Source organism: Acidaminococcus sp. HCP3S3_G9_1, from assembly GCF_052122455.1.
Lineage (GTDB): Bacteria > Bacillota > Negativicutes > Acidaminococcales > Acidaminococcaceae > Acidaminococcus.
This window is the reverse complement of record NZ_JBQKCH010000003.1, coordinates 1-26,020: the sequence shown is the minus strand read 5'-3', so window position 1 is coordinate 26,020 and position 26,020 is coordinate 1. Positions and strand designations below refer to the sequence as shown.

Sequence of the window (26,020 nt, the reverse complement as noted above, 5' to 3'; positions counted from 1 at the left end):
GCGTCACCCCCTCTGGTTGTCACTGGTCACTGGCCGAGAGACCAGTGACCGAGGGTGTGAACCTTTTCACACCCCCTTTTTTTTACAATTCCACCGTCTTCCCCGGTTCCACCACCAGCACTTTGCTTTGGGTGGTGGTTTCCACTTCCTTCTTAAAAGCTGCAGGATCCTGGGCGATGAGAGGCCAGGTGTTGTAGTGGATGGGGATCACCAGGGGCACATTCAGCAGTTCCGCCGCCAGACGGGCGTCTTTGGGGCCCATGGTGAAGTTGTCCCCAATGGGCAGAAGAGCCACATCGATGGTTTCCAGTCGGGGCAGCAGGGCCATATCCCCGAAGACACTGGTGTCCCCGGCAAAATACACGGTCTTTCCCCCGAATTCCACCATGAACCCGCAGGCGTGGCCGCCTGCAATACCGCTGCCGTGGAAGGCGGGGGTCACCCGCACCCGGCCGAAGGGGAACTGATGGGTGCCCCCCAGGTGCATGGCATGGGACCGGAGCCCGTGTTGGGCTGCATCATTGGCGATTTCTGCCGTGGAAATGATCAGGGCATCCTGTTTTTTGGCGATTTCATAGGCAGAACCCAGATGGTCCCCGTGATAATGGGAAATGAAGATCACGTCCGCTGCCACATCCCCCGGCTTCAGGCCTTCCGGATTCCCCTCCAGATAGGGGTCGAACAGCAGGGTGGTCTTCCCGTCAGACAGAGTGAAACAGGCATGATAGATATAATGGAACTGCAGCATGGTGATTCCTCCTTATTGGATATCGATGACTCTGGCTCCCTCCGGATCAATGTCCAGCACATGGAGAGCCGTTTCGATGTTCCGTTTCCGGAAGGGCGCCGCCATGGCTTCTCCCACCTTCCGGGCATCTCCCTCCGCCGGCACATAAGCCAACAGGGTGGAACCGGCGCCGGAAATGATTCCATTGTAGGCTCCCGCCTGCCGGGCCCCTTCCAGGGCTTCTTCCGCTCCCGGGATCAGGGGCAGCCGGTAGGGCTGGTGGAGCCGGTCTTCCAGGGCCGTCCGCAGGAAGTGATAGTCCCCGGTCAAAAGAGACCCTACCAGGAGAGCCGCCCGGCTTACATTGTACACCGCATCTTTGTGGGACACTTCCTGGGGCAGAGCCGCCCGGGCCTTGGAAGTGGGCAGGGGGATGGAGGGCACCAGCACCACCAGCTGAAGGGGTCTGGCCAGGGCAAGCTTCAGGCTTTCCACCTTCCCCTCTTCCATGACATTCACAGTAATGCCCCCCAGAATGGCCGGAGCCACATTGTCCGGGTGGCCTTCGATCCGGGTGGCTTCCGTCACCAGCTCCTCTTTGGAAAGAGGGCTGCCCGCCAGGGCATTGGCCGCTGTAAGCCCGGCCACAATGGCAGTGGAACTGCTGCCCAGGCCCCGGGATACGGGAACTTCGATCCGGGTGGAGATCCGCAGGCCGGTGGCCGGTTTCCCCAGTTTTTCCCAAAGGATGCAGAAAGCTTCCGCCGCCAGGTTGTTCCGGCCCTGGGGCAGGGATTCCCCTCCCTGGCCCTCCGCTTCCACCTGGATGCCTTCTGCTTCCGGCACCCGTTCATAGGTGAACCGGTTGTACAGGGTACAGGCCAGCCCCAGGCAGTCAAACCCGGGTCCGCAGTTGGCGGAGGTGGCAGGGACCTGTACCGTCACTTTTTTCAACATATCTGCCATGGTCAGCGCCTCTTTCCTCAGTCCAGGGTGCTGTCTTCCACCCGGATGATGTTGCAGATCCGGGCTACCACAGCCAGTTTGGACAGGGCGTCGGCGGCTTTCCGCAGGGCGAACTCAGAGACCCCGTAGGTGATCACCACGATTTCCGCCAGGGTGCCCAGGGACCGTTTCTGGACAACGGTCTTCAGGCTGACCTTGTTTTCCCCGAAGGCGGAGGCAATGGTGGCCCAGACACCGGGCTGGTCTTCCACCAGCATCCGGATGTAGCAGGGAGAGATGATTTCTTCCAGGGGCAGCATGGGTTTGGCTTCGTAGCAGGTGCAGCCTACCCGGCCGGTGCAGCCGGCCAGGATGTTCCGGGTGCTTTCGATGATATCCCCGCATACGGCACTGGCCGTAGGCATCCGTCCGGCGCCCCGGCCGAAGAACATGGCTTCCCCTACGGGCTGGCCTTCCACATACACCGCGTTGAACACATCGTTCACCGTAGCCAGGGGATGGTCCTTCCGGAGCATGGTGGGATGGACCCGGGCGCTGACCCCTTTGCCTTCCTTCTGCTTGGCGATCCCCAGGAGCTTGATTACATAGCCCAGTTCGTCAGCGTATTCAATGTCCCGGGAAGAGATCTTGTCGATGCCTTCCACATACACATCGTCCAGGCTCACCCGGCTGTTGAAGGCAATGGAGGCCAGGATGGCAATCTTCCGGGCTGCGTCGAAGCCCCCCACGTCGGCGGTAGGGTCGCTTTCCGCATAGCCCTTGTCCTGGGCTTCCTTCAGCACTTCCGCAAAATCCATATGATCCTGGGTCATTTTGGTAAGCATGTAGTTGGTGGTACCGTTGATGATCCCCATGATCTTGCTGATTTTGTTGGCTGCCAGGCTTTCCTTCAAAGGACGGATAATGGGGATCCCCCCGGCCACCGCCGCTTCGAACAGGAAGTCCACATGGTTGGCCGCCGCCAGTTCGAACAGTTCCTTTCCATGGACGGCCACTACGTCCTTGTTGGCGGTGACCACGTTCTTGCCGGCTTTCAGCGCCGCCTCCATGTATTCCAGGGCCGGGTGTTCCCGTCCCATCAGTTCCACCACAATGTCAATGTCCGGATCGTTGACAATGTCTTCGATTTTGTCTGTGGTGGCCAGGGAGGCATCCAGGGCCCGGACCTTTTCCGGATGACGGGCCAGGACCTTTTTGATGCAGATTTCCGCCCCCACCCGTTCGGTGATCAGCGGCCGGTTCTGGTTCAGCACCAGGATCACACCGCCCCCCACGGTGCCGGCTCCCAGCAGTCCGATGTTGATTTTCTTCTGTTCGTTCTTAGCCAATTCCCCTCATCCTCCTGTTGTAAAGGGGCTGCCGAAAACGACAGCCCTCTGAAAATCCTGCAGATATCCTGTTTTACCCCGTCCGGGAAGCCGGTTCCTCTGTTTTTCTTTCCCGGGTCAGTCCACCTGGCCCAGCACGTCCAGCCGCTTCACTCCGTCAATGAGCCGGAGTTTGTCCATCAGGGCTTCCATATCGATGTTCAGGTACTTGGTCTCCACCGAAATGGTGGTATTGGCCACACCCTGGAGAGGCACACCCTGGTTGATGGTGATGACGCTCCCCCCATCGGCAGCAATCGTGTTCAGCACACTGGAAAGTACCCCGGGCTTGTGTTCCAGCAGCAGAGAAATGGTAATGACCTTTTCCTTGCTGGCATCGTAAAACGGGAAGACATAATCCTTGTATTTGTAGTAAGCACTGCGGCTGAGCCCCACTTTGCTTACGGCCTCGTTGACAGTCTTCATTTTACCCCGCTTCAGGATTTCTTTGACCAGGATGGTCTTTTTGATTGCTTCTGGAAGAATTTCTTCTCTTACCAAATAAAATTCTGATTTCTTCTCGTTGTTCATGTGTTATCTATCCTTTCCATAAGAATGTTAATCCTTCCTAGGAAGACATTATATCATAGTGCGTGGAATAATGCTACTCTTTCTTGGCAGTTCTTTTCATCAAATCCCCGATGGCCTGGCGCACATCCTTTCCCTGGAACAGCACCTGGTACAGCTGTTCGATGATGGGCATTTCCACCTGATGGGCCCGGGCCAGTTCCCGGACCACCGGCGTGGCGTTGATCCCTTCGATGACCATATGGGTGCCGCCGGTGATCTCCTCCAGGGTCTTGCCCTGAGCCAGGGCATAGCCGGCGGACCGGTTCCGGCTGAGAGGGCTGGTGCAGGTGGCAATCAGGTCCCCCACCCCGGCCAGACCAAAGAAAGTGGCCCGCCGGGCTCCCATCTTCACCCCCAGCCGGGTCAGTTCCGCCAGTCCCCGGGTGATCAGTCCCGCCTGGGCATTTTCTCCCAGCCCCAGGCCGGACAGCATCCCTCCCACCAGGGCAATGCAGTTCTTCACACAGCCGCACAGTTCCACCCCCACAAGATCCGTGGAGGTATAGGGACGGAAGTAGGGAGTCAGGAAGCACTGCTGGAGGAACCGGGCCTCTTTCATCTCCCGGCAGGCAATCACCGTGGCAGCCGGCTGCTGCTGGGCGATTTCCCGGGCCAGGTTGGGACCGCTGAGGGCAGCAATGGCCCGGGCCCGGGGGAAAGTTTCCTCCAGGATATCCGTCATCAGTTTATGGGTGGCAAGATCAAATCCCTTGGTGCAGGTAAGGATCACCTGGCTGCGGCAGTCCGTGATGGCCGCCACCTGCCGGGCAATGGACCCCATCCCTTTGGAAGGCACCACGAACACCAGGACTTCCGCTCCCGTGACAGCTTCCTTTAAATCCGCCGTCACCTGGATGGAGGGGGAAAGCCGGAAATCCGGCAGGTAATCCCCGTTGCAGCGGGTTTCCCGGATCTTTGCCGCCTTCTCCGGGTTCCGGGCCCACAGGCACACGTCCCGGCCGTTGTCCGAAAGGATCTGGGCCAGTACCGTTCCCCAGCTCCCGGCCCCAATCACAGCTGCTTTCATGGTTTCAACTCCTTTGCAAATAGAAAGGGCTGTTGCAGGTGCAACAGCCCTTTGGTCGCGGGTCTCGAGTCGCGGGCTTGTTGGTGCAAACCGAAGACCCGTTTTTTGATTCCAACCGATGTTACCTTATCATTCTATAGAAAAAGAACAACCGGATTCAGCGTCCAGGCTCGCGGCCCATGGCCCGCGACCCGTGACCGGGGTGTAAATCCTTTCACACCCCTATCATTTTTTCCAATGTCCCTGCCGGATCTTGCTTTCTGTGCCATTTTTCAGGCGGATCATGTTCTGGTAGTGACGGGCCACCACAACGATGGCACACAGGCCTGCAAAGGCCACCAGTTTCCAGTCATACCCCAGGTACCAGGCGGAAAAAGGAGCCGCCAGAGCCGCCAGGATGGACCCCAGGGACACATAACGGGTAACGAATACCGTTGCCAGCCAGATGGTCAGAGAAAACACCGCCACTTCCGGCATGAAGTACAGCAGGATCCCCAGACCGGTGGCCACCCCTTTGCCTCCCTTGAATCCACACATCCAGGAAAAGCTGTGGCCCAGTATGGCACAGGCGGCGCATACCAGCTGTACCGTCAGATCCGGAGAAACAAACCGGTTCACCAGGTACAGGGCCAGCACCCCTTTCAGCAGATCCCCCAGAAGCACAAAGGATGCCATCCGGGCCCCTACGGTCCGGAACACATTGGTGGCACCGATGTTGTGGCTGCCATAATCCCGGATATCGATGCCGCATACCAGCTTCACCAGCAGCAGCCCGCAGGAAATGGACCCCAGGAGATACCCGATCAGTGCACTGAGAAAGTAATCCATAATCATCAACCGTCCTTATGCCTCGTCCTCGTTCTTGCCCCGGACGATGATGTTGATGGGCGTGCCCTTGAACCCGAAGGCTTCCCGCAGCTGATTTTCCAGATACCGCTGGTAGGAGAAGTGCATGATCTCCGGTTCGTTGCAGAAAATCACGAAAGTGGGCGGTTTTACCTTCACCTGAGTGGTGTAGAGGATCTTCAGCCGTTTGCCTTTTTCCATAGGCGGCTGGTTCATGGCCACCGCATCGGTGACCACCTGGTTCAGCACGCTGGTGGAAATCCGCATGGCGTTGGCTTCCGCCGCATCCTTGATCATTTCCGGCAGCCGGCTGATCCGCTGCTGGGTCAGAGCGGATACGTACACCACATTGGCGTAGGGCATGAAGATCAGTTCGTGGCGGATGTTCTTGGTGAATTCTTCCGTGGACATCACCGTCTTGTTGGGATACAGATCCCATTTGTTCACCACGATTACGATGCCCTTCCCTGCCTCATGGGCATAGCCGGCGATTTTCTTGTCCTGTTCCGTAATTCCTTCCTCGGCGTTGAGTACCAGGAGCACCACGTCGCTCCGGTCCACAGCCCGGAGAGTCCGGATGATGCTGTATTTTTCGATGGGTTCGTCGATTTTCCCTTTCCGGCGCATGCCGGCAGTATCGATGAACAGGTAAGTCTGGCCGTCTTTTTCCACCGGCACGTCGATGGCGTCCCGGGTGGTGCCCGCCACGTCGCTGACAATGGAACGGGTCTGGCCGATAATATCGTTGAAGATGGAGGATTTGCCCACATTGGGCCGGCCGATGATGGCCACCTTGATCACGTCTTCATTGTCCTCGTCATCGTCGGATTCCGGAGGGAATTTCTCCACCACGGCATCCAGCAGGTCCCCCAGATTCAGCCGGTTGGAGGCGGAAATCAGGTAGGGTTCCCCGATGCCCAGGTTGTAGAATTCGTAGGCTTCTGCCTCCTGTTTGGGAGTATCTGCCTTATTCACGGCCAGCACCACCGGTTTTTTGGACTGGCGGAGCATTTTGGCCACTTCCATATCGTCGTTGGTAATCCCGGTACGGGCATCACACACAAACAGGATCACATCCGCTTCCCGCACGGCAATTTCCGCCTGCTGGCGGATGGAAACCGCAATGGAATCAGTATTCTGCATTTCAATGCCCCCGGTATCCACCATGGTGAATTTCCGGTCCAGCCATTCCGCGTCAGCATAGAGACGGTCCCGGGTCACACCGGGGGTATCTTCCACAATGGAGATCCGGCTGTCGGCAAATATGTTAAATAGTGTTGATTTGCCGACATTGGGTCTGCCGACAATGGCAACTATGGGTTTGCTCATGGAAAGAACCTCTTTCAGTTAAATTCATTTTTCCCCGTAGGGAAGAGCGCGGACCGCTGCGGCCAGGTCCCCGGTAACATAATACCGCACCTGCCGCAGGTCCTCCACTCTGGTACACCCGGTGAGGGTGTAAAAATCTTTCACAGCTTCCAGCAGCTGCCGGATCCAGTCTATGGCTCTTTGGGGTCCCCCGCCGTTCCGGACAAAACGGAGGATATTTCCAGCCATCCCCACAGCATTGGCTCCCAGCATCTGGGCCTTGAACACGTCCAGGGCCGTCCGGATGCCTCCCGAAGCGATAATGCCCTTTTGCCAGCCTTTGGCTTCCACCACTTCCAGAAGGGACAGGGCCGAAGGAATGCCCCACTCGATCAGTTCTTTGTTCCCTTCCCGGTTGCGGCAGCATTCAATGGCCGGGAAATTGGTGCCGCCGGCCCCGCCGGTATCCAGGATGGATACCCCGCAGTCCAGCAGCCGTCTGGCGTCTTCCCGTTCCATACCGCAGCCTGTTTCCTTCACGATTACAGGGACTTCCGACTGTTCACAGATAGCGGCGATCTGTTCCAGCCAGCGGGAAAAATCCCGGTCCCCTTCTTCCATGGCCAATTCCTGGGCACTGTTGAGATGGATCTCCAGGGCCTGGGCTTCCACCATGTCCACAGCCCGGCGGGCTTCCTCCGGAGTGGCCAGTGCACTGACGTTGGCAAAGATCACCCCGTCGGGATTCTCCTCCCGGACCACTTTGTAGGTGTCTGCATACTCTCCGGACCGGACGGCTCCGTACTGAGACCCTACGGCCATGGGACACCCGGTTTCCCGGGCGATCAGGGCCAGTTTCCGGTTCAGATGGGTGACTTTCTCCGCCCCTCCCGTTATGGCGTCGATCACCAGAGGGTGGGGCAGAATGCCCACCCCGGGCAGGCTGGTGGAAAGGTCCACTTTCCTCCGGTCCACCTGGGGCAGGCAGCGATGCATCACCTGCACATCAGAAAAGCCGGTGGCCCCTGGACCATCCTCAAGGTGCACGGCATACTTGATGTGATCGATTTTACGGCTCTCCCGGCTTTTCATCTGTATAAACCCCGCTTATTCCGACAGCTTATTTGTGAGCTTCTGCTTCGGCTTCCGCTTCAGCCAGTTTTTCACCCAGGCCCTGGGACAGAGTGCTCTTCTTGCCCAGATACTGACGCATTTCAGCCTTTTCGGCATCTTCCTTGGCTTTGGTGATGCTCAGGGCAATCTTCTTGTGTTCGGTATCCACACGCAGGACTTTCACTTTCACTTCCTGGCCGATTTCCAGAACATCTTCCGGTTTTTCAATCCGCTGTTCAGCGATTTCGGAAATGTGGATCATGCCTTCGTTCTTGTCGTTCAGTTTCACAATGGCACCGAAGGGCAGGAACCGTACCACAGTACCGGTCACTACATCGCCCACATGGAATTCCTTGGCAGCAGCCACCCAGGGATCTTCCTGGAGAGCTTTGATGGACAGGCTGATCCGGCCTTTTTCTTCATCCAGGCCTTTGATGTACACATTGATCTTTTCGCCCACTTTGTACAGGTCAGCCGGTTTCACGCTGCGGTCCCAGGACACTTCAGAGATGTGCACCAGGCCCTGGACCATGGGAGCGATTTCCACGAACATACCGAAATCAACGATGCTCTTGATGGTCCCTTCCACAGTTTCGCCTTCATGGAAGGTCTGGAAAGCCTTTTCCAGGGCTTCTTTCCGTTCTTCTTCCCGTTTGGCTCTTTCTTCTTTATAGGCAGCGTTCTTGGCAGCCCGTTCTTCACGCAGGACGTTTCTCCGGGAGAATACCAGACGTTTCTTTTCCGGGTTGATTTCCAGCAGGGAAACTTCCAGGTCTTTGCCTTCATATTCCTTCACATCATCCACATGCTTCAGATCCAGATGAGAAGCAGGGATGAAGCCAGTCAGTCCATCATAGGAAACAGTCAGGCCGCCTTTTACAGCCCGCAGGCCTTTTACCTGAACAGTCTTCTTGTCAGCCAGTTCTTCCGGCAGTTTCAGCCAAGCCTGGTCAGCTTCAGCCTTGATTTTGCTCAGAACAACCAGACCATCCTGGTTTTCGCTGGCAATAACCTTCAGGGTCACTTTGTCGCCCGGTTTCACAGTGGGGGCTACGGTGTCCTTGGTCCCACCCAAAGTCCATTGGTCGAAGGCCACAGAACCTTCACTCTGATACCCGAAGTCTACCACGACCTCATCATCGGTCACCTCTACCACGGTAGCCTCCACAATCATGCCAATGTGCAATTTCATGCATTCCTGTTCGCCCAACAAACTTTCCATCGTTTCCATAGTTCCAATAGCCTCCTCAATAATTTCCTGCGGCGTCGATGCGCCAGCAGTGATGCCAATTTTTTGTGCTCCGGCCAGCATCGGTCCAGTGATCTCGCTGGCGTCCTGCAAAAGATAGGAACGGGGGTTGATTTCCCTGGCCAGTTCCCACAGGTGTCTCGTGTTGGCACTGTTCTTGCCGCCAAACACGAAGAAAGCATCTGTTTTCCCTGCCAGCTGCCGTGCGGCAGCCTGTCGTTCTGCGGTGGCAGTGCAAATGGTTCGCACGACTTTATAGTCGCCCGGACGTTTCTCCTGAGCCATTCGAAGCAGAAGGTTAAACTTCTCAGCTTCAAAAGTCGTCTGACTGACTACCCCAAACTTATCTTTTTCAGGAAGAGATCCAAGATCATCGGGTGTTTCGATGATCACAGAATCGCTGCCTGCCCAAGCCTTGATACTTTGCACCTCAGGATGACGCTTCTCCCCAATAATGATGACAAAACGGCCTTCGTCCGCCAGTTCGGCAGCCGTTTTCTGTGCTTTCCGCACATGAGGACAAGTGGCATCGATGACTTTCAGTTCCCGCTGGCGGGCCTCCTCATAAAGAGCAGGGCCCACACCGTGGGATCGGAATATGACTGTATCGCCAGCCGCGAATTGCGCCAGCTTCTCCTTGCATTCTACACCTTGCTGTTTCAGTTTTTCGACAACACGGGGATTATGAACCAATTCACCCAGAGTGGCAATACTATCATTATACCCTTTTGCTTGCAGTTCTGCAACGTGTATTGCTCTTTTTACTCCATAACAGAATCCGCAGGGGTCTGCAACATAGATTTTCATCCGTCAATTATCGCTGTGCGCGTCCATAAGAGCCTGGATTTCCTTCATCAGCTCTTCGCTCAGCTCCTCCACTTTCAGTTTGTTTCCCTGTTCGTTTTCCAGCTTCATGGGCTTGCCGAACACCACGGTGATCCTGGGCCAGAAGCTTTTCCGGCGTTTCAGGTCGCTGCCCAGGATGCAGGTGGGCACCACTTCCGCCTTCCCCTTCAGGGCAATGGCCAGAGCCCCGGGCTGGGCTTTGCCCAGTTTCCCGTCCCGGCTCCGGTGGCCTTCCGGGAAGATCCCCAGCACCTCTTTGTGCTTCAGGATGGTAAGAGCTGTCCGGATGGCATGGGCATCCCCTGCTCCCCGGTGGACCGGAAAGGCTCCCAGGCTTTTGTACAGGGTTCCCAGCACCGGTACGAACAGCTCACTTTTGGCCATGAAATGGACTGGCCGGGAAGAGGCCGTGCCCACCATGGGCGGGTCCAGCAGGCTTACGTGGTTGCAGGCGATCACTACCGGTCCCTCTTTGGGGATGTTGTCCCGTCCAATGACCCGGAGCCGGTAAATGATCCGGAACAGGATGGAAAAAATCAGCTGGACAAAGCGGTACCACATGTTACAGCACCTCTCTGGCCATGGCGGCAATCTGTTCCGTCACCTGATCGATGGAAAGATGGGTGGAATCCAGATACCGGGCGTCTTCCGCACACCGGAGGGGAGAAATCTCCCGGTTTTCATCCAGGGCATCCCGCTGGGCGATCCGTTTTTCCAGGTCTTCCAGGGATACCTCCGTACCCTTTTCCTTCAGTTCCAGATACCGGCGCCGGGCCCGTTCCTCCACAGAAGCTGTCAGGAACACCTTCAGCTGGGCCTGAGGGAATACCACGGTGCCGATGTCCCGGCCGTCCATGACCACGCCGCCCTCACAGCCGATCTTCCGCTGGGCCGCCACCATGGCTGTGCGCACCCCGCCTACAGCTGCCACTTTGGACACGTTCCGGGACACTTCCAGGCTGCGGATGGCATCGGTGACTTCCTCCCCGTCCGCAAAGACCCGGTTCACTCCATCAGCGTACCGGAAGGTAATGGCAATCTGGTCCGCGATAGAAGTGACCGTCTCGTCGCTGAAAGGCTTCCCGCTTTCCAAAAACCGCAGGGTCACCGTCCGGTACATGGCTCCCGTATCGATGTAGGCATAGCCCAGAAGGGCCGCCACCTTTTTGGCGATGGTGCTTTTGCCGGCTCCCGCCGGGCCATCAATGGCAATGATGATTTTTTTCACACAGATTCCTCTTTTCCATCCAAAGCGGCGTGAGTCCCTGCCACACAGCCTGACGAAAAGGCTGCCTGGAGGTTGTAGCCGCCGGTATATCCATCCACATCCATCAGTTCTCCGGCAAAGTACAGGTTGGGCACTTTTTTGGAGGCAAAGGTGGAGGGATTGATTTCTTTGGTGCTTACGCCCCCGGCGGTGACAATGGCTTCCGCCAGGGGACGGGTGCCGGTCAGGGGCACCATGAAGTTTTTCAGGGTCTCCACCAGACGCTGCCGCTCCTTCCGGGTGATCTGGTTCACTTCCTGCTCCGGTTTCAGGCAGGCGGCGTCGATGATCACCGGGATCAGGCTCTGGGGCAGCAGATCATGGAGTCCGCTTTTCAGCTGCTTCCGGCTGTATTTGGCAAAATCCCGCTGGACCCGGGCGTCCAGCTGTTCCGGAGCAAGGGCCGGCTTCAGGTCGATGGACAGGTCCAGGAGAGCCTGGGGATCCTTCTTCCAGGCGGTGGAAGCCGCCCGGGACAGGGTCAGCACAATGGGCCCGCTGACCCCGAAATGGGTGAAGAGCATTTCCCCGAATTCCTGGCCCAGCACCTTGTTTCCCTTCAGCAGGGTGGCCCGCACGTTCCGCAGGCTCAGGCCCTGGAGGGACCGGATCTCCGGGTCGTCGCTTTCCAGGGGCACCAGGGCCGGCCGGGGAGGCACAATGGTGTGCCCGGCTTCCCGGGCCAGGGCATACCCGTCCCCGGTGGAACCGGTCCGGGGATAGGAAGCCCCGCCGGTGGTCAGGACCACCGCATCCGCCGGGATCATCTTGCCGTCCCCGCAGACCACCCCTGTGACCCGTCCCTGTTCCAGCACCAGTTCCCGGACCCGGGTGTTGGTCCGCAGTTCCACCTTCTTTTTCCGGAGGATCTTCTCCAGGGTTTCCACCACATCCAGGGCCCGGTCGCTCTGGGGAAACACCCGGCCTCCCCGTTCCACCTTCACCGGCAGTCCGTTTTCTTCCAACAGCTCCATTATATCCCGATTGGTGAAGGTATGAAAAGCCCCAAATAAAAATTTTCCGTTTCCCGGCAGCATGGGGATCATGTCCCTCATGTCACAGGCGTTGGTGATGTTGCACCGTCCCTTGCCCGTGATCATCAGTTTCCGGCCGGGCATGGCCATTTTTTCCAGGAGCAGCACCCGGGCTCCGTTTTCCGCCGCCTTGATGGCCGCCAGGATCCCGGCTGCTCCGGCTCCCACAATCACAACCCGCTTCATTTGTTATCCTGTCCTTCCAGGGAGGCTACTTCTTCGGGAGTCAGTTCCCGGAACTCTCCTTTTTTCATCCCCTCCAGGGTCAGGTCTCCCACCTGGATCCGTTTCAGGGATTTCACCGGGAATCCAATGAAGTCGCACATCCGCCGGACCTGCCGGTTCCGTCCCTCATGGATGGTCACTGTGAACCGGGTCAGGTTTTTGTCCGGATTCCATTCCTTCACATATACCACCGCAGGAGAAGTGAGCCCGTCTTCCAGGGGCACCCCCAGCCGGAGCACGTCCAGTTTTTCTTCCGGCACCCGGCCGTGGACTTCCACTTCGTAGGTCTTGTCCACATGGTGGCTGGGATGGGTAAGATGCTGGGCCAGCTCCCCGTCGTTGGTCATGAGCAGCAGCCCTTCTGTGAGATAATCCAGCCGTCCCACCGGGTACAGCCGCTGGTGGAGCCCCGCCATCAGATCCGCCACCGTCCGCCGGCCCTGGGGATCCTTCATGGTGGTCACCACCCCTTTGGGTTTGTACAGCAGGTAGGTGTGCCGGGCGCTTTTCCGGTGGATGGCCTTCCCGTCCAGGGTGATTCGGTCCGCCTTCCCCACCCGGGTGCCCAGTTCCGTCACCGTTTTTCCGTTCACCTGCACCCGTCCGGCCAGGATGATCTTTTCACATTCCCGGCGTGAAGCCACACCGGCGGCTGCCATGACTTTCTGGAGCCGTTCTTTGGTTTGTTCCATATGGTTGTCTAATCCTTTCACTCAGTCAAATAAAGGTTCCGGTTCTTCCAGCCGGCCTTCCAGCACTTCTTCCGGCAGTTGGGGCAGATCCTCCAGGGAATTGAGGCCGAAGGCCTTGAGGAATTCCTCCGTAGTGCCGTAAAGGATGGGCCGGCCGATTACTTCCTTCCGGCCCACTTCCCCCACCAGGTCCAGTTCCACCAGGGTGCTCAGCACCCCGTCCACCTTCACCCCCCGGATGGCTTCCATTTCGCTTTTGGTCACCGGCTGCTTGAAGGCCACAATGGCCAGGGTCTCCATGGCTGCATTGGACAGCTTCACTTCCTGTTTTTCCTGGAGCCGGCGCACCAGGCCCGCCGCTTCCTTCTTGGTTACCAGCTGCCAGCCTCCCGCCGCCTGGCGCAGTTCGATGCCCCGGCCGGCCTGCTGGTATTCCTGCTGGAGGGTTTCCAGCAGCTGGGCCACTTCTTCGGTGGAACAGAACAGGGCCCCTGCCGCCCGCTCCAGGGTCAGGGGATCCCCGCTGGCAAAGAGCAGGGCTTCCAGCTCAGCGGTTTTCTTCAGTTTCATGGGCCTCCTCCTTCCGGGGTTCCAGGACCATGGGCCCGAAAGGCTCTTCCTGGATCAGATCGATTTCCTTCAGCCGCAGCAGTTCCAGCACGGCCAGGAAGGTGGCGATCACCTCGCTGTGGTTTTTCCGGTCCTGGAGCAGCTGGCGGAAATCCATTTTTTCCTTTCTTTTGCCCAGCGTCTCCCGGATGGCCTCCATCCGTTCCTGGACGGGGAATTCCTGCCGGGGAATCACCGTTTCCTCGTCCTCCTGCCGGGGCATGAGCCCGGCCAGGGCCCGGAGCAGGTCCGCCAGGCCGTACCGCTTCACCTTCTGGAGCACCTTTCCCTGGGGTTCCGGAGACCGGGCGGTCTGGAGGCTGGCCCGCTGGAGACATTCCCGGAGAGCCTGGGCCAGCTTTTTGGTTTTCCGGTATTCCACCAGCATGTCCACCAGCATCTGCCGGGGATCCGGTTCTTCCTCCCCCTCTTCCTCCGGGTCCCGGGGCAGCAGCATCCGGGATTTGATCTGGAGCAGGATGGCCGCCATCAGCAAAAATTCGCTGGCCACGTCCAGGTTGTATTCCTGCATGGCATTGATGTAGGCAATGTACTGCTCCGTAACGGAAACAATGGGAATATCATAAATATCGATTTTGTCTTTTTCAATCAGGTGGATCAGCAGGTCCAACGGGCCCTGGAAATCCGCCAGTTTCACTTGGTACACAGGCCGCCTTCTTCCCGGTCAGAACAGAAACAGGGCCAGGATTCCCCGGCACAGCTGGAGATACAGAGTGGACAGCGGATTGATCACCAGGCCCACGATTCCGGTAAAGCACAGGATGATCAGGATCAGGTTGGTATAGGGCCCCACCATCCGCTCATAGGCCAGGGCCTTGTCCAGAGGCAGCGCCGTCTGGAGCACCTTGTATCCGTCCATGGGGGGAATGGGGATCAGGTTGAAGAAGGCAAACCATACATTGTACAGCATGAGCCAGTTCAAAAACAGCAGCACGCCCCGGCCGGCGTTGAAGTACCGGGCCAGGAACAGCTGGAGGAACATGGCCAGAAAGGTGACGAACAGATTGCTGGCCGGGCCTGCAAAAGCCACTTTCAGCATCCCTTCCCGGGGGTTGGGATAATACCGGGGGTCCACCCGCACCGGTTTGGCCCAGCCAAACCCCACCAGTACCAGCATCAGGGACCCGATCAGGTCCAGATGGGCCAGGGGATTCATGGTAAGCCGTCCGTCCGATTCGGGAGTAGGGTCCCCCAGGCTGGCGGACATGGCCCCGTGGGCATATTCATGGACCGTAATGGTAAACAGCAGCGCCGGGATCCGGTAGATCAGAGACGCATCCAGATTGAGCATAGGGAAAATTTCCTTTCCATTAGGTAGAATTCAAATCAGAGCCGGCGCAGCCGGCCTCCTGCGGCCGCTGACCGTTGACAGCTGACGGGGCAGCAGCCCCATATCCCTATCATACTACCATAAAGCCGAAAAAGGGTCAAACTGCATCCTGCAGCCTGACCCTTTTCCCCATTTCCTTATTTTTTGTGTTCTTTCAGCCCATCCCGCAGGTATTCGTTGAGAATCCGTACATAGGTCCCTTTCATTCCCAGGGATTCGGTTTCCAGCACCCCGGCGCTTTCGAATTTCCGCAGGGCGTTGACGATCACGCTCCGGGTGATCCCGGCCTGGTCGGCGATCTTGCTGGCCACCAGCAGTCCTTCGTCCCCGGGCAGTGCCTTGAGGATTTCAGAAATGGCTTCCAGTTCGCTGTAGCTCAGGTTGGAGAAGGCGATCTGGACCATGGCCTTCTTCCGGCTGGCTTCTTCAATATGCATGGCTTTGTCGTGGAGCAGCTGCATGCCGATGACCGTAGCGGCATATTCGCTGAGCAGCAGGTCGCTGTCCACGAATTCTTTCTTGAATTTCCCCAGGATCAGGGTCCCCAGACGGACACCGTTCCCGAAAATGGGCACCACCGTGGTGTATTTGCTTTCAAACAGGCATTTGGTCCCTTCGCTGAAAGCGCACATGTTCTTCACCAGACGGTAGTTGGAAGACGTTTCCCGGATTCCTTCCAGCCATTTCACATAGTCGGCAGGGAAACGGCCCACATCCAGCACTTTTTTGATCATCAGCTCGCATTCAAAGCCGTCCAGGATGGAGTAGCCCAGCAGCTCTCCGTCGCTGGAGACGATGTAGATGTTCGCCTTGATGACGTCCTTCAGCACTTCCGCCATCTTTTTGTAGCTGACGGTTTCCGTGTTCTGAAGCAGTTTGTTGATCATACGCGTTTTTTCCAGTAAAGCTAACATAGTAAGTCCCTCCTAGGCCCTTGGATGATGTTTCTCATAGACTGCGGTGAGACGTTCCGCCGTCACATGAGTATAAATTTGTGTTGTGGATAAGCTCACATGTCCCAGTAATTCCTGTACAGCCCGCAGATCCGCCCCGTGATCCAGCAGATGGGTGGCAAAGGTGTGCCGTATGGTGTGGGGGCTCACATGTTTCTGCAGGGCACACATGTCCACGTATTTGTCCAGGATCCTCCGTACGCTCCGGCTGCTGAGAGGTGTCCCCCGGCTGTTCACGAACACAGCCTGATGAGGAGCTGCCTGGTACCGGACCATCAGCTGCCTTCGGCTGCGGCGGAGATAGTCTTCCATGGCCGCCACACAGGGATGCCCCAAAGGCACCAGCCGTTCCTTCCGGCCCTTCCCCATCAGGATGGCATACCGGTTGCCCAGATCCACCCGGGTCAGCGTAAGTCCCACCAGTTCGGAAACCCGGCAGCCTGTAGAATAGAGGAATTCCAGGATGGCCCTGTCCCGGCGGCCCAGGACAGTGGTACAGTCCGGCATCCGCAGCAGGAGATTAATTTCAAATTCTTCCAAAAATACAGGCAGCTTCTTTTCCAGTTTGGGAGTCCGCACCTGGGTAAAGGGATTGGTCTTCACCCGGTCTTCCCGCCGGAGATACCGGTAGAAAGAACGAAGAGAAGAAATCCTTCGGGCGATGGTCCGCCGGGCCAGTTTATCATCGTGCATCAGCGCCAGATAGGAACGGATGTCCAGGACAGTGACCTGGGGCCAGCTGAAAGATTCCTTCCGCCGGACCATAAAGTCTCTGAAATGCCGGATATCCGCCAGATAATTCTCAATGGTCAGGGGGGAGGCGTCCTTTTCCACCTCCAGATAGGTGGCAAAGTCCTCCGCCCATTTCCCAAGTTTTTCTGAGGAACCCGGAGTATGTGTCAGTTCCATGGCAAGCCTCAAATTGTACGAATTTTATTGAATTCCCGACAATTCATACTACCATATTCAGACTAATCATGCAAGTTATTTTTTACATTTTCGAGAAAGTTTAGACTTCTGGCAGCTATAGCCGCATTTTTCTCTTTTTTCCCCCGGATCCTGGGGCCATCCCAGGGGGCGATCAGCCCGAAATTAATGTTCATAGGCTGGAAATGCTTTACCTCCGGGTTGCTGATGTAGTGGCTCAGGGCTCCCATGGCAGTCTCTTTGGGGAACAGCACCTGTTTTTTCCCGGCTATGGCCCGGGCAGCATAGATTCCCACCGCCAGACCGGAGGCGGCGCTTTCCACATACCCTTCCACCCCGGTCATCTGACCGGCAAAATAGAAATGAGGCCGGTTCCGGAGGGAATAATCCGGGTTCAGCAGCAGTGGACTGTTCAGGTAGGAGTTTTTGTGCATCACCCCGTACCGGACGAATTCCGCATTTTCCAGTCCCGGGATCATCCGGAACACCCGTTTCTGTTCCGGCCATTTCAGATGGGTCTGGAACCCTACGATGTTGTACAGGGTCCCGGCCCCATTGTCCTGGCGGAGCTGGACCACTGCATAGGGGTCCTCCCCGGTCCTGGGATCCGGAAGTCCCACCGGCTTCAGAGGTCCGAACCGCATGGTGTCTTCTCCCCGGAGGGCCATTTCTTCAATGGGCATGCAGGCTTCGAACACATTGTGCTCGAAATCCTTCACCGGAGCCGTTTCTGCATGGCACAGTTCCTGCCAGAACCGGAGGTATTCCTCTTTGGTGAAAGGGCAGTTGTAATAAGCCGCTTCCCCTTTGTCGTACCGGGAAGCCTTGTACACCTTGTCCTGGTCCAGGGAATCCACGGTGACAATGGGGGCCGCCGCATCGAAGAAATGGAAGTAATCCTTTTCCACCAGCTGCTGGATGGCTTCGGAAAGGGCCCCGCTGGTGAGAGGTCCGGAGGCGGTGATTACATAGTCCTCCGGAGCGAACCGGCTGTAATCAGTGACCTCTTCTTCCACCAGGGTCACCAGGGGATTTTCCCGGATGGCGTCAGTGACGGCCTGGGCAAACCCTTCCCGGTCCACTGCCAGGGCTCCCCCGGCAGGCACCTGGTGGGCATCGGCGCAGGCGATGATCAGGGAATCCAGCCGGCGCATTTCCTCCTTCAGCAGGCCCACGGCGTTTTCAATGTTGTTGGCCCGAAGGGAATTGCTGCATACCAGCTCACTGAACAGGGCCGTATGGTGGGCCGGGTCGCTTTTTTTCGGGCGCATTTCGTGGAGCATCACCGGGATCCCCCGGCGGGTCAGCTGCCAGGCCGCTTCACAGCCTGCCAGCCCGGCTCCGATAATATGGACGGTCATGAAAATTTTCCTTTCATTTCTTCTTCAGGGAAGCGTTGGGGCACTTCTCTTTGCTGCAGTGGAGCACGGTCTTTCCGCTGCGCTCCTTGTGTTCCACCATCATGCTGCCGCACTGGGGGCATTTTTCGTTGGTGGGTTTGTCCCAGGAGGTGAACCGGCAGGTGGGATAGTTGGCGCAGCCATAGAACAGCCGTCCCGTCTTGCTGTGCCGTTCGATCAGATCCCCGCCGCACTGGGGGCACTTCACCCCCACTTTCACCAGGATGGGCTTGGTGTTCCGGCATTCCGGGAATCCGGGGCAGGCCAGGAACTTGCCGTGGCGGCCTTCCTTCACCACCATGAACCGGCCGCATTTCTCACATTTCACATCGCTGACGATCACGGGCTTTTCCACCACCGGGATGTTTTCATCCGCCACCTTCAGAGCCTTTTCAAAAGGACCGTAGAATTCCTGGAGCACCGTTTCCTTATCGGTCTTGTGCTCGCTGATGGCATCCAGTTCGCTTTCCATATGGGCGCTGAAGGGCACGTCGATGAAGGGGGAGAAATACTGGGTCAGCATGTCGATGGTGAGTTTCCCCAGTTCCGTAGGCAGCAGCTTCTTCCCTTCCTTGGCCACATAGCCCCGGGCCAGGATGGTCTGGATAATGGGCGAATAGGTGCTGGGCCGGCCGATGCCCTTTTCTTCCAGTTCCTTGACCAGGGTGGCTTCGGTGAAGTTGGCAGGGGGTTCCGTAAAGTGCTGGACCGCCTCGTTCACCCGGATCAGGTTCATGGCCGTGCCTTTTTCCAGAGCCGGAACCTTCTTGTCCTTTTCCTCGTCCTTCCGGTCCGCCAGCTTCAGGAACCCGTCGAACTTTACCACGGAACCGGTGGCCCGGAGTTCGTAATTGTCCCCGGCAATGGTCAGGGTGGTGAGGGTGCTGACGCTGCTGGCCATCTGGCTGGCCACCGTCCGCTTCCAGATCAGGGTGTAGAGCCGCAGCTGATCCCGGTCCAGATAGGGCGCCACATCTTCCGGAGTCCGGCTCACACTGGTGGGACGGATGGCTTCATGGGCTTCCTGGGCATTCTTCCGGCTGCTGTACACATTGGGTTTCTTGGGCAGGTAACTGGGACCGTAATTGGCATCCACATAGCCCCGGATCTCGCTGACCGCCGCATCCGCCAGGTGCACCGAGTCGGTACGCATATAGGTAATGAGCCCTACAGAGCCTTTCCGGCCCAGGGTGACCCCTTCGTACAGCTGCTGGGCCAGCATCATGACCTTTTTGGTGGAAAAGTTCATCTTTTTGTTGGCTTCCTGCTGGAGACTGCTGGTGGTGAAGGGAGGCGCCGGTTTCCGCAGCCGGTCCCGGACAGAGCAGTCCGTCACCTGGTAGCTGGCCTTCTTCAGGTCTTCCGTCACCTGGTCCGCTTCTTCCCGGTTGTGGATTTCCAGTTTCTTCCCATCCCGTTTCACCACATCCGCCGTGATCTTGGGAGTCTTGCCGGGAGCCAGCACCACGGAAGAAGTCCAGTATTCCTCCGGTTCGAAGTCGTCGATGAGCTTCTGCCGGTCGCAGATGATCTTCACCGCCACGCTCTGGACACGGCCGGCGCTGAGGCCCTTCCGGATCTTCCGCCACAGGAGAGGGCTCAATTGGTACCCTACGATCCGGTCCAGGATCCGCCGGGTCTGCTGGGCGTCCACTTTGTCCATGTCGATGGACTGGGGATCCTTCAGAGCCCCTTTGATGGCGGTCTGGGTGATTTCATGGAAGGAAATCCGGCAGGGAGCCGCCGGATCCACCCCCAGGATGTAGCTCAGGTGCCAGGCAATGGCTTCCCCTTCCCGGTCCGGGTCCGTTGCCAGATAGATTTTGTCGGCTTTTTTGGCCAGGGTCTTCAGTTCCTTGATTAAAGGTCCTTTCCCCCGGATATTGATGTATTTGGGAGTGAAATGATGCTCTACGTCAACACCGAACTGACTTTTGGGCAGATCCCGGAGATGGCCCATGGAGGCCCGTACCGTAAAGGTCTTGCCCAGAAATTTTTCGATGGTCTTGGCTTTCGTAGGGGATTCCACAATGACCAGTTTATTCGTCACGATTTTCTCCTCCTAAACTGCATGATAGCGATTGCGGCTGTTCCGCTGGACCCGGCCGGACAGTTCCAGCTCCAGGAGCAGGGTACTGAGCACGGCCAGGGGCCAGGGGAATGCATCGGCCAGTTGTTCCAGGGAACTGCCCTGGTGTTTCTGGAGCCAGCGGCACAGGGCCCCGGCTTTTTCTTTTTCATCGGGAGCGAAATCCCGGAACAGGTCCGGTTCTTCTCCGGCCTGGGGCAGAGTTCCCTCTTCCGGCCCCAGCAGGCTGGTGAGTACTTCCTGGGGATCATCCCCCACCCGGGCTCCCTGCTTCAGGAGATGGTGGGTGCCCTGGCTGGTTTCGGAAAAGATGGGCCCGGGGACGGCGAACAGTTCCCGGTTTTCGTCCAGAGCGGCATGGGCGGTGCTCATGGCCCCGCTGCGGATGGCAGCTTCCACCACCACCACTGCCCGGCAAAAGCCCACGATGATCCGGTTCCGCAGAGGGAAGTTCTGGGGCAGGGGCGGAGTCCAGGGGGCATATTCCGTCACCAGGGCTCCCTGCTGGGCGATCCGGTCAAAAAGCCGGAGATGGCGCCGGGGATACAATTCCCCCAGTCCGCCGCCCAGTACGGCCACTGTGGGGCCGCCTGCATCCAGGGCCGCCTTGTGGGCCGCTGCATCGATGCCGTAGGCGCCCCCGCTGATCACCGGCACCTGCCGGAGGGCCGCCGCCCGGGCAAACCGGGCGGCCACGGCCAGACCGTAATCCGTGGCCTTCCGGGACCCTACCACCGCCACACAGGCCGGCTGGTCCGGCAGGGTGCCCTTTACATAGAGCACTGGTGGAGGAGCGGCCAGCTGGTCCACCAAAACCGGGTAGTCCGGATTCCACCGGCTGATCACCCGGGCCTGGTGATGCTCACACCAGTCCCAGATCCTTTCCGGCAGATTTCTCCGGTGGGGCGACTGCCAGACCTTGTCCAGAGCCGGGTTCCAAAGCCCCGCCTCCTTCAGGTCCCCTGTCCCCGCCTTCCAGGCTTTTTCCAGAGACCCGAAGGCCTCCCGGAGCAACGGTACCCCCTGAGGGGCCTCATAGCTCAGCAGATCTGCCAAGGCTGCACAATACACATCTTCCATAGGCTCACATCCCTTGCTGCATATAATAGAAGTTTTCTACGCCTGCAAACGAGTATTAGTATACATGGAAACTGTCTGAAAAATCAAGAGGGGGTTGTTGCACGTTGTGTGAACAACCCCTGTCACCGGTCTCCTGTTACCGGCCGCTGGAAAGGACCCGTAACTGACGGGTCTTTTTGAAGAGAAACGCAGCCTGTGGCTGCTAACCCACCACCAGCCTTACAGCTGGTCCCCCGCCCTTGCAAAGGGCGGATAAAATACGCGGGATCCCGCCCTGGTATTTACAGAAACCGACGGGCGCCAGCCCCAGCGTATATCCGCCCTTTGCAAGGGCGGGGAACCGTTGCGCTTGCGCAATGGTGGTGGGTTAGCAGCCCAAAGGGCTGCGTTTCCATTCCTAAAAATTTGCCTGCAGATTTTATCCTTTGGCCGCTGACCGGACTGCCCCATAAGAGGCAGCCCTTGCACCTTCCCCCCTTTTATTGTATGATATTCACAAACAATTTATATTTTCTGTTTGCCCAATGTTCGGCAAATTTCAATTCCTGAAGGAGGAACTTTCCATGCCCGCATCTCTTAACGCCACCCCGTCCGGGGAACGTGTCCATATTGGTCTGTTCGGCTGCCGGAACGCCGGCAAATCTTCTCTGATCAACGCCATTACCGGCCAGGATCTGGCCATTGTGTCCGACTACAAGGGCACCACCACCGACCCGGTTTCCAAAGCCATGGAAATCCTGCCTCTGGGGCCGGTACTCCTCACCGACACCCCGGGGATGGACGACGACACGGACCTGGGCCAGTCCCGGATCGAAAAGGCCCGGCTGGTACTCCGGAGCACGGACATCGCCCTGTTGGTGGTAGATGCGTCCACAGGCATGAATGCTTTTGACCGGAAGCTGCTCCAGGAAATCCGGGACCGGAAGATCCCCTACCTGGTAGTGTTCAACAAATGCGACCTGGTGCCCAGCTTCACCCTGCCGGAAGACCTGAAGGATCACAGCATGCTGGTCAGTGCCCAGGCGGGTACCCAGATCTGGGAACTGAAGGAACGGATCTCCCAGGTCCTGGGAAAAGATGGGGTGAAAAAGCCCCTGCTCCTGGACCTGCTGGAACCCAATGCCCTGGTGGTGCTGGTGGTGCCCTGCGATGAAAGCGCTCCCAAGGGACGGCTGATCCTGCCCCAGCAGCAGACCATCCGGGAACTCCTGGACGGCCACTGCAGTGCCGTTGTGGTCCAGCCCCAGGAACTGACCGGGATCATCAGCCTGTTGGGCAAAAAGATCAGCCTGGTGGTTACCGACAGCCAGGCCTTCCATACGGTGAACCAGATGGTGCCTCCGGAGATCCGGCTCACCAGTTTCTCCATCCTGTTCGCCCGGTACAAAGGACAGCTCACCGCCTTCCTGGATGGGGCCCTGAAGCTGAAAGACCTGAAGGACGGGGATCCGGTGCTGATTTCCGAAGGGTGCACCCATCACCGGCAGTGCAACGACATCGGTACCGTAAAGCTGCCCAACTGGATCCGGAAGTATTCCGGGGCCCAGCCGGAATTCCACTACAGCAGCGGCAAAGGATTCCCTGACGACCTGAGCCCCTTCAAGCTCATCGTCCACTGCGGGGCCTGTATGCTGAATCCCCAGGAAGTGGCCTACCGGCAAAGTGCCGCCCATAAACAAAACATCCCCATGACCAACTACGGTATAGCCATAGCCTGTATGAACGGGATCCTCCCCAGAGTCCTGGCCCCGTTCCCGGAATTGGCGGAGAAAGTGAAATAACGGGGGTGTGAAAATCCACACCCCCGACTAAAAGGGCTGTGAAAAAATGATTCCTCATTTTTTCACAGCCCTTTTTCACCCCTGCAGCGCCGATATATCCCTGTCCACGTCCACCGATACTGTGTAGCCTGGATACAGCTTCCCCACTTCTTCTTTCAGTTCCTGGACGATGGGTCCCCGGTCCCGGCCGAAGGTAACCACCACGTCGAACCGCATGGTCTTTGCTTTCCGGTCCACATAGAACCCGTGGACCTGGAGGGCCCAGGGGTGCCGCATCACCATCTGGCTCACTTTTTCCCGGATGGCTGCCGCCTCCGGATCCCGGGTATTGTAGGAATACACTGTTACCCCGGACAGATGGACCCCGGTGGCCCTGAAGATTTTTTCATGGATCCGGTGGGTCAAAAGGTCCACCTGTTCCACGGTCATCACATCCGGCAGTTCGATGTGCACAGAGGCATAGTTCCGGCCCGGTCCGTAGTTGTTGATCATCAGATCATAGGCCCCCTGGATTTCCGGTTCCGCCACCAGGAGATTCTTGATTTCCCGGACCAGCTGGGGATCCGGCCTCTCTCCCAGGATTTCATTCAGGGTATCCCGGAGCATCCCATAGCCACTTTTCAGGATGAAACAGGCAATCAGGGCCCCTACATAGGATTCCAGAGGGAGCCCCCATTCCAGATACACCAGAGCCGCCACCAGTACGGAAAAAGACAGTACCGCGTCAAACAGGGCATCGGACCCGGACCCGATGAGAGCTCCGGAATCCGCCTCCTGGCCTTTGGCCTTTACATACCGGCCCAGAATGATCTTGGCAATGACCGCCACCACCAAAAGGATCAGAGAGGCGGTGGTGTATTCCGGCACCTCCGGTTCGATGATTTTTTTCACACTTTCCACCATGGCCGTGACCCCGGCATAGAAAATGATGATGGAAATCACCAGGGCACTCAGGTATTCATACCGGCCATGGCCAAAGGGATGTTCAAAATCCGGGTTCCGGTCCGCCAGTTTGGCCCCGGCCACGGTGATCACCGAAGACAGCACGTCCGACAGGTTGTTCACCGCATCCATCAGGATGGCAATGGAGTTGGTGGAAAACCCCACCACCGCCTTGAACCCGGCCAGGAGCACGTTCACTCCGATACCGATGAAACTGGTCCGCAGGATGATGGATTCCCTGCGGCCCTTTGCCAATGAAATACCCATAAGAACCAGCCAGCCTCTCTCGTACAGAATTGCTCCCATTATAGCACAAATGGAAGGGTTGGAAAACGCCCCTGGCGTTTTCCTTCCCAATAGAAAGGCCGCCGGAACCTCCGGCGGCCTTTGTCAATGGTCAGCTGTCAATGGTCAGCTGTCAATGGTCAGCGGCCCTCCCCTTCTCCCGTTTCAGGATCGTGGCCAGTTCCGGGTCTTCTCCCAGGTCCACCGGGCCGAAATTGGTGTGGTTCCCTTCTCCGTCCCAGCTGCACAGCATATACCCCATGGTATTGGCGTCATATTCCACCGTATAATACCGGGGATTTTCTCCCTGGAGCCCGTGGACCAGGTAGGCCCGGGGGCACAGAGTGTTGAAGTTCCAACCCGCTTCAAAGGGAAAATGCATCCGCAGCACATAGAACTGGGGGTGCCCCGTATGTTCATTGCGGATCTCCAGTCCTTCCGCGGTGAAGTCCTCTTCCTGATAGAACCTTTCGTTCTCGTCTCCGGTTTCCGGCAGATCCGCCAGAACACTGGCACACAGGGTTCCAAAAGCATTCCCCAAAAGGAAAGGACTGATCTGCTTCCCTTCCGGATCCGGATAAACCACAGCCGGGAAGAACTGGTGTTCCAGGAAATACAAAGGGTTCATGAGAATCCTCCTTTTACCCTTCCACCTCGACCAGTTCGATCTTGAAATTCAGTTCCTTGCCGGCCATTTCGTGGTTGGCATCGAAGGTAATGGTGGATTCGGTCTTTTCCGTAACCCGTACCGGGATCTGCTGGCCGTTGGGGGTGCCCAGGGCCACCCGCTGGCCCACTTCCAGGTTTTCCGAACCGGGCATCTTGGCAATTTCCACGGTGAGGATGTTCTGGGGATTGGGCTGGCCATAGGCCTCTTCCGGCATCAGGTGGATGTTCTTCACTTCCCCTACAGCCATATCCCGGACCGCATCATCGAACCCCTTGATCATCATGCCGGCCCCGACCACGAATTCCAAAGGCTCGCCCCGGTCATAGGAAGAATCGAATTTGGTCCCGTCGTTCAGGGTGCCTTCGTAATGGACTTTGACTTTTTTGTTTTCGTTGCTCATGGTTTTCTCCATTCTGTCAGTTTTTATAGTCAATCGTGTTAATTGTACCGTACTGGACGGGGAAAGTAAATGGCAAGAAAGGCCGCCGGTAAGTCCGGCGGCTTTTGTCAACGGCCGGCGGCCGATGGGGCTGCGTTTCCATGCAAAGCCATCTGCCACCGGCAGATGTTCTCCATACAAAAAAAGGTTCTTTGTCAAATGTTGGGGTAAGCTCCAATTCATCTACCACACACGGACGTGAGCGATTTTTGCTCACGTCTGTTTTTATTTTAATTTCACCATCGAAAGCAGTAAAA

Annotated in this window: 26 protein-coding genes; 1 reads left to right on the top strand and 25 read right to left on the bottom strand. The window is 57.6% G+C overall.

All coding sequences use genetic code 11. The features are described from left to right. Nucleotides 1–82: 82 nt before the first annotated feature. The 21 genes from ACTQY1_RS02675 to dprA all read right to left on the bottom strand — a co-directional run bounded on the left by ACTQY1_RS02675 (nt 83) and on the right by dprA (nt 21,646). Entirely contained in the window at nt 83–748 is a 666-nt protein-coding gene (locus ACTQY1_RS02675; RefSeq protein WP_154488520.1) for a metal-dependent hydrolase, read from the bottom strand. Between the two features lie 12 nt (nt 749–760). Next, nucleotides 761–1,693 (bottom strand): homoserine kinase, encoded by a 933-nt coding sequence (thrB, locus tag ACTQY1_RS02670; protein WP_022488332.1) that lies wholly within the window; start codon nt 1,691–1,693, stop codon nt 761–763. 17 nt (nt 1,694–1,710) lie between these two features. After that, a complete protein-coding gene (locus ACTQY1_RS02665; RefSeq protein ID WP_154488521.1) occupies nt 1,711–3,021 on the bottom strand; it encodes a homoserine dehydrogenase in 1,311 nt (436 codons plus the stop codon). Between the two features lie 117 nt (nt 3,022–3,138). Then, nucleotides 3,139–3,591: an ACT domain-containing protein gene (locus ACTQY1_RS02660; protein WP_022488334.1), complete on the bottom strand. Its 453-nt coding sequence runs from the start codon at nt 3,589–3,591 to the stop codon at nt 3,139–3,141. A gap of 73 nt (nt 3,592–3,664) precedes the next feature. Next, nucleotides 3,665–4,657, bottom strand: coding sequence for an NAD(P)H-dependent glycerol-3-phosphate dehydrogenase (locus tag ACTQY1_RS02655; RefSeq protein WP_022488335.1), 993 nt, complete (start codon nt 4,655–4,657; stop codon nt 3,665–3,667). A gap of 225 nt (nt 4,658–4,882) precedes the next feature. Beyond that, nucleotides 4,883–5,485 (bottom strand): glycerol-3-phosphate 1-O-acyltransferase PlsY, encoded by a 603-nt coding sequence (gene plsY, locus ACTQY1_RS02650; RefSeq protein WP_154488522.1) that lies wholly within the window; start codon nt 5,483–5,485, stop codon nt 4,883–4,885. Nucleotides 5,486–5,500: 15 nt separating this feature from the next. Continuing rightward, entirely contained in the window at nt 5,501–6,832 is a 1,332-nt protein-coding gene (der, locus tag ACTQY1_RS02645; protein WP_022488336.1) for a ribosome biogenesis GTPase Der, read from the bottom strand. Between the two features lie 24 nt (nt 6,833–6,856). Beyond that, nucleotides 6,857–7,903 carry a type 2 isopentenyl-diphosphate Delta-isomerase gene (gene fni / locus ACTQY1_RS02640; RefSeq protein WP_302157483.1) on the bottom strand — a complete coding sequence of 349 codons (1,047 nt, stop codon included), beginning with the start codon at nt 7,901–7,903 and terminating at the stop codon, nt 6,857–6,859. 28 nt (nt 7,904–7,931) lie between these two features. After that, nucleotides 7,932–9,980 carry a bifunctional 4-hydroxy-3-methylbut-2-enyl diphosphate reductase/30S ribosomal protein S1 gene (locus ACTQY1_RS02635; RefSeq protein WP_022488338.1) on the bottom strand — a complete coding sequence of 683 codons (2,049 nt, stop codon included), beginning with the start codon at nt 9,978–9,980 and terminating at the stop codon, nt 7,932–7,934. A gap of 3 nt (nt 9,981–9,983) precedes the next feature. Continuing rightward, nucleotides 9,984–10,580: a lysophospholipid acyltransferase family protein gene (locus ACTQY1_RS02630; protein ID WP_022488339.1), complete on the bottom strand. Its 597-nt coding sequence runs from the start codon at nt 10,578–10,580 to the stop codon at nt 9,984–9,986. A gap of 1 nt (nt 10,581) precedes the next feature. Then, nucleotides 10,582–11,247 carry a (d)CMP kinase gene (cmk, locus tag ACTQY1_RS02625; protein ID WP_022488340.1) on the bottom strand — a complete coding sequence of 222 codons (666 nt, stop codon included), beginning with the start codon at nt 11,245–11,247 and terminating at the stop codon, nt 10,582–10,584. Beyond that, nucleotides 11,244–12,506, bottom strand: a complete 1,263-nt coding sequence (locus ACTQY1_RS02620; RefSeq protein WP_154488525.1) for an NAD(P)/FAD-dependent oxidoreductase — start codon at nt 12,504–12,506, stop codon at nt 11,244–11,246. The genes cmk and ACTQY1_RS02620 overlap by 4 nt, the downstream gene beginning before the upstream one ends. Next, complete coding sequence (locus ACTQY1_RS02615) at nt 12,503–13,237, bottom strand: pseudouridine synthase (RefSeq protein ID WP_154488526.1); 735 nt, start codon at nt 13,235–13,237, stop codon at nt 12,503–12,505. The genes ACTQY1_RS02620 and ACTQY1_RS02615 overlap by 4 nt, the downstream gene beginning before the upstream one ends. Before the next feature lie 21 nt (nt 13,238–13,258). Further along, a complete protein-coding gene (gene scpB / locus ACTQY1_RS02610; RefSeq protein WP_022488343.1) occupies nt 13,259–13,807 on the bottom strand; it encodes an SMC-Scp complex subunit ScpB in 549 nt (182 codons plus the stop codon). Then, a complete protein-coding gene (locus ACTQY1_RS02605; RefSeq protein ID WP_022488344.1) occupies nt 13,785–14,513 on the bottom strand; it encodes a segregation and condensation protein A in 729 nt (242 codons plus the stop codon). The genes scpB and ACTQY1_RS02605 overlap by 23 nt, the downstream gene beginning before the upstream one ends. An 18-nt stretch (nt 14,514–14,531) precedes the next feature. After that, nucleotides 14,532–15,158, bottom strand: a complete 627-nt coding sequence (locus ACTQY1_RS02600) for a site-2 protease family protein (RefSeq protein ID WP_022488345.1) — start codon at nt 15,156–15,158, stop codon at nt 14,532–14,534. 176 nt (nt 15,159–15,334) lie between these two features. Beyond that, nucleotides 15,335–16,111 carry a GTP-sensing pleiotropic transcriptional regulator CodY gene (gene codY / locus ACTQY1_RS02595; protein WP_022488346.1) on the bottom strand — a complete coding sequence of 259 codons (777 nt, stop codon included), beginning with the start codon at nt 16,109–16,111 and terminating at the stop codon, nt 15,335–15,337. 12 nt (nt 16,112–16,123) lie between these two features. Further along, nucleotides 16,124–17,059 carry a tyrosine recombinase XerC gene (gene xerC, locus ACTQY1_RS02590; RefSeq protein WP_022488347.1) on the bottom strand — a complete coding sequence of 312 codons (936 nt, stop codon included), beginning with the start codon at nt 17,057–17,059 and terminating at the stop codon, nt 16,124–16,126. 62 nt (nt 17,060–17,121) lie between these two features. After that, on the bottom strand, nt 17,122–18,438 hold the full coding sequence (gene trmFO, locus ACTQY1_RS02585; protein ID WP_022488348.1) for a methylenetetrahydrofolate--tRNA-(uracil(54)-C(5))-methyltransferase (FADH(2)-oxidizing) TrmFO: 1,317 nt from the start codon (nt 18,436–18,438) through the stop codon (nt 17,122–17,124). A gap of 13 nt (nt 18,439–18,451) precedes the next feature. Then, on the bottom strand, nt 18,452–20,527 hold the full coding sequence (gene topA, locus ACTQY1_RS02580; protein ID WP_308664225.1) for a type I DNA topoisomerase: 2,076 nt from the start codon (nt 20,525–20,527) through the stop codon (nt 18,452–18,454). Between the two features lie 12 nt (nt 20,528–20,539). Continuing rightward, nucleotides 20,540–21,646, bottom strand: coding sequence for a DNA-processing protein DprA (gene dprA, locus ACTQY1_RS02575; RefSeq protein ID WP_302157500.1), 1,107 nt, complete (start codon nt 21,644–21,646; stop codon nt 20,540–20,542). Between the two features lie 563 nt (nt 21,647–22,209). On the opposite strand from dprA, the gene hydF reads away from it, so the two are divergent. Beyond that, on the top strand, nt 22,210–23,427 hold the full coding sequence (gene hydF / locus ACTQY1_RS02570; protein WP_441373760.1) for a [FeFe] hydrogenase H-cluster maturation GTPase HydF: 1,218 nt from the start codon (nt 22,210–22,212) through the stop codon (nt 23,425–23,427). A gap of 75 nt (nt 23,428–23,502) precedes the next feature. On the opposite strand, the gene ACTQY1_RS02565 is transcribed toward hydF, so the two are convergent. The 4 genes from ACTQY1_RS02565 to ACTQY1_RS02550 all read right to left on the bottom strand — a co-directional run. Further along, nucleotides 23,503–24,636, bottom strand: a complete 1,134-nt coding sequence (locus ACTQY1_RS02565) for a cation diffusion facilitator family transporter (protein WP_441373759.1) — start codon at nt 24,634–24,636, stop codon at nt 23,503–23,505. 151 nt (nt 24,637–24,787) lie between these two features. Further along, complete coding sequence (locus ACTQY1_RS02560) at nt 24,788–25,282, bottom strand: hypothetical protein (protein ID WP_022486705.1); 495 nt, start codon at nt 25,280–25,282, stop codon at nt 24,788–24,790. 13 nt (nt 25,283–25,295) lie between these two features. Beyond that, nucleotides 25,296–25,724, bottom strand: a complete 429-nt coding sequence (locus tag ACTQY1_RS02555; protein WP_022486706.1) for an FKBP-type peptidyl-prolyl cis-trans isomerase — start codon at nt 25,722–25,724, stop codon at nt 25,296–25,298. 16 nt (nt 25,725–25,740) lie between these two features. Beyond that, nucleotides 25,741–26,020 (bottom strand): hypothetical protein (locus tag ACTQY1_RS02550; protein ID WP_441373758.1); only part of this gene is annotated, 280 nt, incomplete at its 5' end.